An 8,462-nucleotide genomic window follows, 5' to 3' on the forward strand; every position below is an offset into this window, starting at 1 on the left:
GTCGTCAGATAGTCCCGACAAGAATATACGCCTGATAAGCAGTCTGTTGGTATATTGGAGTGAGGGACAGGTAGCCTGATTTTATCCTTCCTCCCTCTAACAGCAGAGGGTGCTGGAGGCGCAAGAACCGGTCGGCCTGTTCCGCTTCACCGGGCGAAGCATAATATTCTATTGCGTAGCGGCCTTGCACACGGTCACACACATATCTGTCATAAACCATCCGGGCCACTACTCCCATATTCATCCGCAGATTGATTTCCACACAGGGATGAATGGCATAACCTGTCTTCGCCAAAGACGTGCGACATATCATCATGTCCACTCCCAGATAACCTTCATACCCGCCTATGGTGTGTGCCAGTTCATCTGCCATCCGTCTGCAGAGCCGATGGAATACGGATGTGGGGACGTAGGCCGACAGCTTTTTCAGAATATCGGCATCGGCTGCCAAAAGATTTTCTTTATAAATGCCACGCTTGTCCGTTTCAAACAGAGAATAACCTGCAAAGCGCACCTCACCCTTTCCGTTGCTGAAAAATTCCATTGCAAAGTCTTTCACCTTATCATAAAATGGTTCGCCCACCACTGCCTGCTGGGTGTGGAGCACGTGTTGCACCCAACCTTTCAGCGGGCGGGTAAATGCTCCCGAAGTGTACTGAATCCCTCGTCCGCTGCCCGACCATGGAGACTTCAGCACGGCCTGCGGATACGAACGGACAAAGTATTCGACTTCCTCCTCTGTGTGAAACAGAAAAGATTCACCTACAAACGGAGTATGGGCCTCCGTATCTTCAGGAAGAGTGGGAAAATCCTCCATCGCACCATTATATTCCGATACTGCAGACGAGGAATATAACCGTTGCCCCCTATGAATGGAAGACAGTACACGCACCGCCGTCTGGCGCCCCGACAGTTCACGGACACGCTTCATCTCTTCATCCGTAAGACAGGCTGAATCCGTTATTCCTGCCTCGTGTAACCGACGGAGCAAAGAGGGGTTCCAGCCCCAGGGAGATATCTTAGTATAGGAAGAAGATAGTCCGGTGACAAACTCCACAGCAGGCAGCAGCGGAGACAGAACTTTCATTTGTATGTCGTGGGGAGCAACATCTGTCAGCACCGCATCTCCCGGTGCGGCATACCACGCCGGGAGCACCGACAAATCGGCTGCCATCCGTCGCGCACTGGCCGGCGGCATGTAATACGAATCACCACACGCCAATGCCATATCATTTTCAGGGTTAAACAGATAAAGAGTTTTCATTTACAGTGCAAAGATAGGAATTTCCCTGTCTATTAAAAGAAGAAAAATAATAATATTTTGCTATCTCCAGTTTGCAATTTGAATTAGTATTGCTATATTTGCAGCCGATAAAAAAGCAACCATGGAAACCTTTTACAGAACACACAGTTATCTGGTGGAACATACAAATGCTCCTGTTCGCCGGGACCTGATGGACGAAATAGACTGGAACGACAGACTGATCGGTATCAAGGGAACTCGTGGCGTGGGGAAGACGACTTTCCTCCTGCAATATGCAAAAGAAAAGTTCGGCACAGACCGTTCATGCCTGTTTATCAACATGAACAACTTCTATTTCTCTAAATATACACTGGTGGATTTTGCAGGAGAATTTGTCAAACGCGGAGGCAAGGTCTTGTTGATAGACCAAGTGTTTAAATACCCCGAATGGAGCCACGACCTACGTGCGTGTTATGAAAAGTTTCCCGGGCTGAAAATTGTATTCACGGGTTCGTCCGTGATGAGGCTGAAAGAAGAAAATCCCGAACTGAGTGGCATCGTAAAGGTGTATTACCTGAGAGGTTTCTCTTTTCGCGAATACCTGAATCTGCAAAGCGGAAACAATTTCCGTGCCTATACCTTACAAGATATTTTAGAGAATCATGAACAGATAGCGAAAACAATCTTGCGCAACGTCAAACCGCTTGATTTTTTTCAGGATTATCTGCATCACGGTTTCTATCCGTTCTTCCTTGAGAAGCGCAACTTCTCGGAGAATTTGTTGAAAACCATGAACATGATGATAGAAGTGGATATACTTCTTATCAAACAAATTGAATTGAAATATCTCTCGAAGATAAAAAAATTACTATATTTGCTAGCTGTGGACGGACCTGTGGCTCCGAACGTCAGCCAGTTGGCTACGGAGATTCAAACCTCGCGTGCCACGGTGATGAATTACATTAAGTATCTGGCAGATGCGCGTCTCATTAATATGGTGTATCCGAAGGGGGAGGAATTTCCTAAAAAACCATCAAAACTGATGATGCACAACACCAACCTGATGTATTCCATTTATCCGGTGAAGGTCGATGAACAAGATGTTCTGGACACCTTTTTTATGAACACAATGTATAAAGACCACAAACTGTATAAAGGCGATAAAGGCACTTCGTTTATGGTAGACGGTAACTTGCACTTCCGCATCTGTGCCGAAGGATGCAAGTTCAAGAACAACCCGAACGTATATTATGCCCCCCACAAGCTAGAATTGGGACACGGCAATCAGATTCCGTTGTGGCTTTTCGGCTTTTTATATTAAGAGATAGAGAATAATTTTAATTACCTAATAATTAGTAATTGTATGACTAAACAAAAAAAATTCATCACTTGTGATGGTAATCAGGCAGCAGCACATATCTCGTATATGTTCTCTGAAGTAGCTGCTATCTACCCCATCACTCCGTCGTCTACTATGGCTGAATACGTAGACGAATGGGCTGCCGCAGGTCGTAAAAACATCTTCGGCGAAACAGTTTTGGTACAGGAAATGCAGTCAGAAGGGGGTGCAGCAGGTGCTGTTCACGGTTCTCTTCAGGCAGGTGCGTTGACTACCACTTACACTGCATCACAGGGATTGTTGCTGATGATTCCTAACATGTACAAAATTGCCGGTGAATTCCTGCCTTGCGTGTTCCACGTATCGGCTCGTACGTTGGCTTCTCACGCATTGTGTATTTTCGGTGACCATCAGGACGTAATGTCTGCACGTCAGACCGGTTTCGCAATGTTGGCAGAAGGTTCTGTACAAGAAGTTATGGATTTGGCCGGTGTCGCTCATCTGGCTACCATCAAGTCACGTGTTCCGTTCATGAACTTCTTCGATGGTTTCCGTACCTCTCACGAAATTCAGAAAATCGAAATGCTGGAAAATGAAGACCTGGCAGGTCTGATTGACCAACAGGCTTTGGCTGAATTCCGCGCACGCGCATTGAATCCCAACAAGCCGGTTGCCCGTGGTATGGCTGAAAATCCTGACCACTTCTTCCAGCACAGAGAATCTTGCAACAACTTCTATGAAGCAGTTCCCGCTATCGTAGAAGAATATATGAATGAAATCTCCAAAATCACAGGCCGCAAATACGGTTTGTTCGATTACTATGGTGCCGAAGATGCAGAACGCGTCATCATCGCTATGGGTTCTGTTACAGAAGCTGCTCGCGAAGCTATCGACTACTTGATGAGCAAAGGTGAGAAAGTGGGTATGGTTGCCGTACACCTGTACCGTCCGTTCTCTGCTAAACACTTCCTGGCTGCTGTACCTAAGACTGCCAAGACTATCGCAGTTCTTGACCGTACTAAAGAACCGGGAGCTAACGGCGAACCTTTGTATCTGGATGTTAAAGACTGCTTCTATGGTGCAGAAAACGCTCCGGTTATCGTAGGCGGCCGTTACGGTTTGGGTTCTAAGGACACTACTCCTTCTCAGATTTTGGCTGTATTCAAGAACTTGTCTCTGCCGATGCCGAAGAATCACTTCACTATCGGTATCGTAGACGACGTCACTTTCACTTCTCTTCCTCAGGAAGCAGAAATCGCACTGGGCGGTGAAGGTATGTTCGAAGCTAAATTCTACGGACTGGGTGCCGACGGTACAGTAGGAGCCAACAAGAACTCTGTAAAGATTATCGGTGACAACACCGACAAGCACTGTCAGGCTTACTTCTCATACGACTCAAAGAAATCAGGTGGTTTCACTTGCTCTCACTTGCGTTTCGGTGATACTCCTATCCGTTCTACTTATTTGGTAAACACTCCGAATTTCGTAGCTTGCCACGTACAGGCTTACCTGCACATGTACGATGTGACTCGCGGACTTCGTGACAACGGTTCATTCCTGCTGAATACCATTTGGGAAGGTGAAGAACTGGCTAAGAATCTGCCTAACAAAGTGAAGAAATACTTCGCACAACATAATATCACTGTTTACTATATCAATGCCACTCAGATTGCACAGGAAATCGGTTTGGGTAACCGTACCAACACCATCCTGCAGTCAGCATTCTTCCGTATCACAGGCGTTATTCCTGTTGACTTGGCTGTAGAACAGATGAAGAAATTCATCGTTAAGTCATACGGCAAGAAGGGTGAAGACGTGGTGAACAAGAACTACGCAGCCGTTGACCGTGGCGGTGAATACAAACAATTGCCTGTTGACCCCGCATGGGTGAACCTGCCGGATGATCCGAAGGCTGAAAACAACGATCCTGCTTTCATCAACGAAGTGGTTCGTCCTATCAACGCTCAGGATGGCGACTTGCTGCCGGTTTCTGCATTCAAGGGTATCGAAGACGGTACTTGGCATCAGGGAACAGCTCAGTACGAAAAACGTGGTGTAGCTGCATTCGTTCCCGAATGGAATGCTGAAAACTGTATCCAGTGTAACAAGTGTGCATACGTTTGTCCTCACGCTTCTATCCGTCCGTTCGTGCTCGATGCTGAAGAACAGAAGGGTGCTCAGTTCGAAACACTGAAAGCTGTAGGAAAGCAATTTGACGGTATGACATTCCGTATCCAGGTTGACGTACTCGACTGTCTGGGTTGCGGTAACTGTGCCGATGTTTGTCCGGGCAATCCGAAGAAGGGTGGCAAGGCTTTGACCATGAAACACTTGGAAAGCCAGTTGCCTCAGGCTGCCAACTGGGAATATTGCTCTAAGAATGTGAAGAGCAAACAGCACTTGGTAGACATCAAGGCTAACGTGAAGAACTCTCAGTTCGCTACTCCGTTGTTCGAGTTCTCAGGAGCTTGCTCAGGTTGTGGTGAAACTCCGTATGTGAAACTGATTTCTCAGTTGTTCGGCGACCGTGAAATGGTTGCTAACGCTACCGGATGTTCTTCTATCTACTCAGGTTCAGTACCTTCAACTCCTTATACTACTAATGAAAAAGGTCAGGGTCCTGCTTGGGCTAACTCACTGTTCGAAGACTTCTGCGAATTCGGTCTGGGTATGACTTTGGCCGACAAGAAACTTCGTGCACGTATCGAAGCTGCCATGAAGGATGCTATCGCCAGCGATACTTGTCCTGCTGAATACAAAGAAGCATTCCAGGAATGGATGGACGGCAAAAACGATGCTGACAAGAGCAAGGCTGCTGCCGAAAAGATTATCCCGATGGTAGAAGCTGCTAAAGACAAATGTGCAAACTGCGCTACAATCGCCGAATTCAAGAACTACTTGGTGAAGAAGAGCCAGTGGATTATCGGTGGTGACGGTGCTTCTTATGATATCGGTTACGGTGGTTTGGACCACGTGATTGCTTCAGGCGAAGATGTAAACATCCTGGTATTGGATACCGAAGTTTACTCTAACACCGGAGGTCAGTCATCTAAAGCCACTCCGCTGGGTGCTATCGCTAAGTTTGCCGCTTCAGGTAAGCGTGTTCGCAAGAAAGACCTTGGTATGATTGCTACTACTTACGGTTATGTATATGTAGCTCAGATTGCCATGGGTGCTGACCAGGCTCAGACCTTGAAAGCTATCCGCGAAGCAGAAGCTTACCCCGGACCATCATTGGTTATCGCTTACGCTCCGTGTATTAACCACGGTTTGAAGGCCGGTATGGGTAAGAGTCAGGCAGAAGAGGCTAAGGCTGTAGAATGCGGTTACTGGCACTTGTGGCGCTTCAACCCGGCTTTGGAAGAAGAAGGCAAGAATCCGTTCATGCTTGATTCTAAAGAACCGAAGTGGGAAGAATTCCAAGACTATCTGAAGGGTGAGGTACGTTTTGCTTCTGTAGCAAAACAATATCCTGCTGAAGCTGCTGACCTGTTTGCTGCTTGCGAAGAAATGGCTAAGAAACGTTATGCTTCTTACAAGCGTATGACTGCTATGAATTGGGGTGAATAACTCAATCATATAAATTATTAAGGAAAGGGGATGTGCCGTGAGACACATTCCCTTTTATTATATCATCGCCTTAACGCTTAGCATGAAAATCGCTAGTGCATTCCTTGTTGGCAAGACATGGAACATACCATCTGAACAGAAGAACTGAAGATGTTCTATTACCGTGGTTTTCATCAGTGGGGTAAAATCAATGACTATTTGACTGGTACTTGCCTCAGTACACAAGATAATTTCAAGGAATTGATGTCATATTTCAAAATAAAGGAATAACTGTTTTTTTTGAGTTTGTACCTGTCGAGGAGGTGGCTAACAGGGTAAATAGTACCCTCGAAAAGTACCCTGTAAGCGAAGAAAGTTCGGTGGAAAAGTACCCTGTATCGCCTTTTTTGTTTGTTTCCTTGCTGCAGGTAAGCCACAAAACATTTATGCAATAGCCATTATCATGCTATTAGCTGAGTGAGTATATGGCTGGTAATACACAGAACTCAAGCAACAATTATCTACTTGATTCCATAGAAAACGCATAGCAATCATGAACCCCATAAACGCAAAAAGCGTGCAACCCACCAGAGCTGCACGCTTTTGCTTATTGTTTGTTATCTGTATCTTTATCGGAATCATTTGACTTCCTCAAAATCAACGTGATATATCTATCAGCGACTTGCGTACACGTGTTGCAAATATAACGCAAACCCGAAAATAAGCATCCATAAGCAACACAAGCTCTTGCTCACAAAAGTACGATTTTTATTCATAAATAACGAGATGTAAACGCATAAAAATCAAAAGAAAGCGATACTTTTAACAGATTCTTCGGTTTTATCCTTACCTTTGTGTATGATATTGGGATGTTATACCCAAACAACAATAAGAAAACGATGCAGATACATAACAATACATTGATAGCGGAATGCTCAACTTACGATTTCAAGGAAATGTTGGAACGTAAGAAAGTAAAATCGTGGCTTAAATCCGTGTCGGCTTTTGCTAATACGGATGGTGGCAGTTTGTTCTATGGAGTGAATGATGACGGCATAATTGTAGGGTTGGAGAATCCACAAGCCGATGCTGATTTTATCAGTGAAATGATAAAGGCAAGACTTGACCCTGTGCCGGAAGTTCAACTTATTCCGATAGAACACGAAGGGCATACCCTGCTTGAAGTGAAAGTAAAGGCAGGAACGCTTACACCTTATTACTATTATCAGGATGGGACACGTACTGCATATGTACGAGTTGGCAATGAAAGTGTAGAATGCAACTCCCAACAATTACTTTCGTTGGTATTAAAAGGCACGCACATGACATGGGATTCACTGCCTACCCAAGTGAATGCCAACAAACATTCTTTCATCATCCTTGCCAATACCTTCCGTGAGCAAACCCATCAGGAATGGAATGACAAATATTTGGAATCATTCGGACTGGTAACTCCTGATGGCAAATTGACCAATGCCGGATTGCTGTTTGTGGATAATTGTACCGTATTCCAATCACGTATTTTCTGTACCCGTTGGACTGGACTCTATAAAGATGATGCCATCAGTTCCGTAGAGCATCGGGCTAACCTTGTATTACTATTGAAATACGGCATGGACTTCATCAAGAACTATACCATGAGCGGCTGGGTGAAGATGCCGAACTATCGTCTAAATCTCCCCGACTATTCAGACCGTGCCATCTTTGAAGGGTTGGTAAACCACCTTATCCATAGAGATTATACTGTGATGGGCGGTGAAGTGCATATTGACATTTACGATGACCGTGTAGAATTGGTATCACCGGGTGCAATGCTTGACGGTACACAAATTCAAGACCGTGACATATACAAAGTGCCGTCCATGCGTCGTAATCCTGTCATTGCAGATGTGTTCACACAGTTGGATTATATGGAGAAACGTGGTTCCGGTTTACGCAAAATGCGAGAGCTTACAGAGAAATTACCTAATTTCTTGCAAGGAAAAGAACCACAATATCAAACGGAAGCGACCTCCTTCTACACCACATTCTATAATCTGAACTGGGGCGAAAACGAAAGAATACCTGTTGAAGAAGTAGCCAACAGGGTAAATAGTACCCTCGAAAAGTACCCTGTAAACGAAGAAAGTTCGGTCGAGAAGTTCGGTGAAAATAGCAAAAGTTCGGTGAAAACCTTCGGTGATACGCAAGAAAGTTCGGAGAAAGGTTCGGAGAAAGGTTCGGAGATAATGCAAAAAGGTTCGGAGAAAAAGTTCGGAGATTTGAAAAACAAATCCAAAAGCATTGGGAAAACCGCACAAAAGATTATTGATTTCGTCATTTCCGACCCAT

4 protein-coding genes are annotated in these 8,462 nt (G+C 45.2%); 3 read left to right on the forward strand and 1 reads right to left on the reverse strand.

The features are described 5' to 3' along the window. Positions 1–4: 4 nt before the first annotated feature. Entirely contained in the window at positions 5–1,264 is a 1,260-nt protein-coding gene (locus QYT14_RS04365; RefSeq protein ID WP_288323999.1) for a hypothetical protein, read from the reverse strand. A 121-nt stretch (positions 1,265–1,385) separates the two neighbouring features. Here QYT14_RS04365 and QYT14_RS04370 point away from each other — a divergent pair, with 121 nt between their 5' ends. The 3 genes from QYT14_RS04370 to QYT14_RS04380 form a co-directional block, all read left to right on the forward strand. Further along, positions 1,386–2,564, forward strand: a complete 1,179-nt coding sequence (locus QYT14_RS04370; RefSeq protein ID WP_237038229.1) for an AAA family ATPase — start codon at positions 1,386–1,388, stop codon at positions 2,562–2,564. A 42-nt stretch (positions 2,565–2,606) separates the two neighbouring features. Continuing rightward, the gene (gene nifJ, locus QYT14_RS04375) at positions 2,607–6,152 is read left to right on the forward strand and encodes a pyruvate:ferredoxin (flavodoxin) oxidoreductase (RefSeq protein ID WP_288324000.1); all 3,546 of its coding nucleotides are present in this window, start codon (positions 2,607–2,609) and stop codon (positions 6,150–6,152) included. 878 nt (positions 6,153–7,030) lie between these two features. Further along, on the forward strand, positions 7,031–8,462 hold a 1,432-nt coding region (locus QYT14_RS04380; RefSeq protein ID WP_289826310.1), incomplete at its 3' end, for an RNA-binding domain-containing protein.

The sequence above is a fragment of the uncultured Phocaeicola sp. genome, from assembly GCF_948499155.1.
In the GTDB taxonomy this organism is placed as follows: domain Bacteria; phylum Bacteroidota; class Bacteroidia; order Bacteroidales; family Bacteroidaceae; genus Phocaeicola; species Phocaeicola faecalis.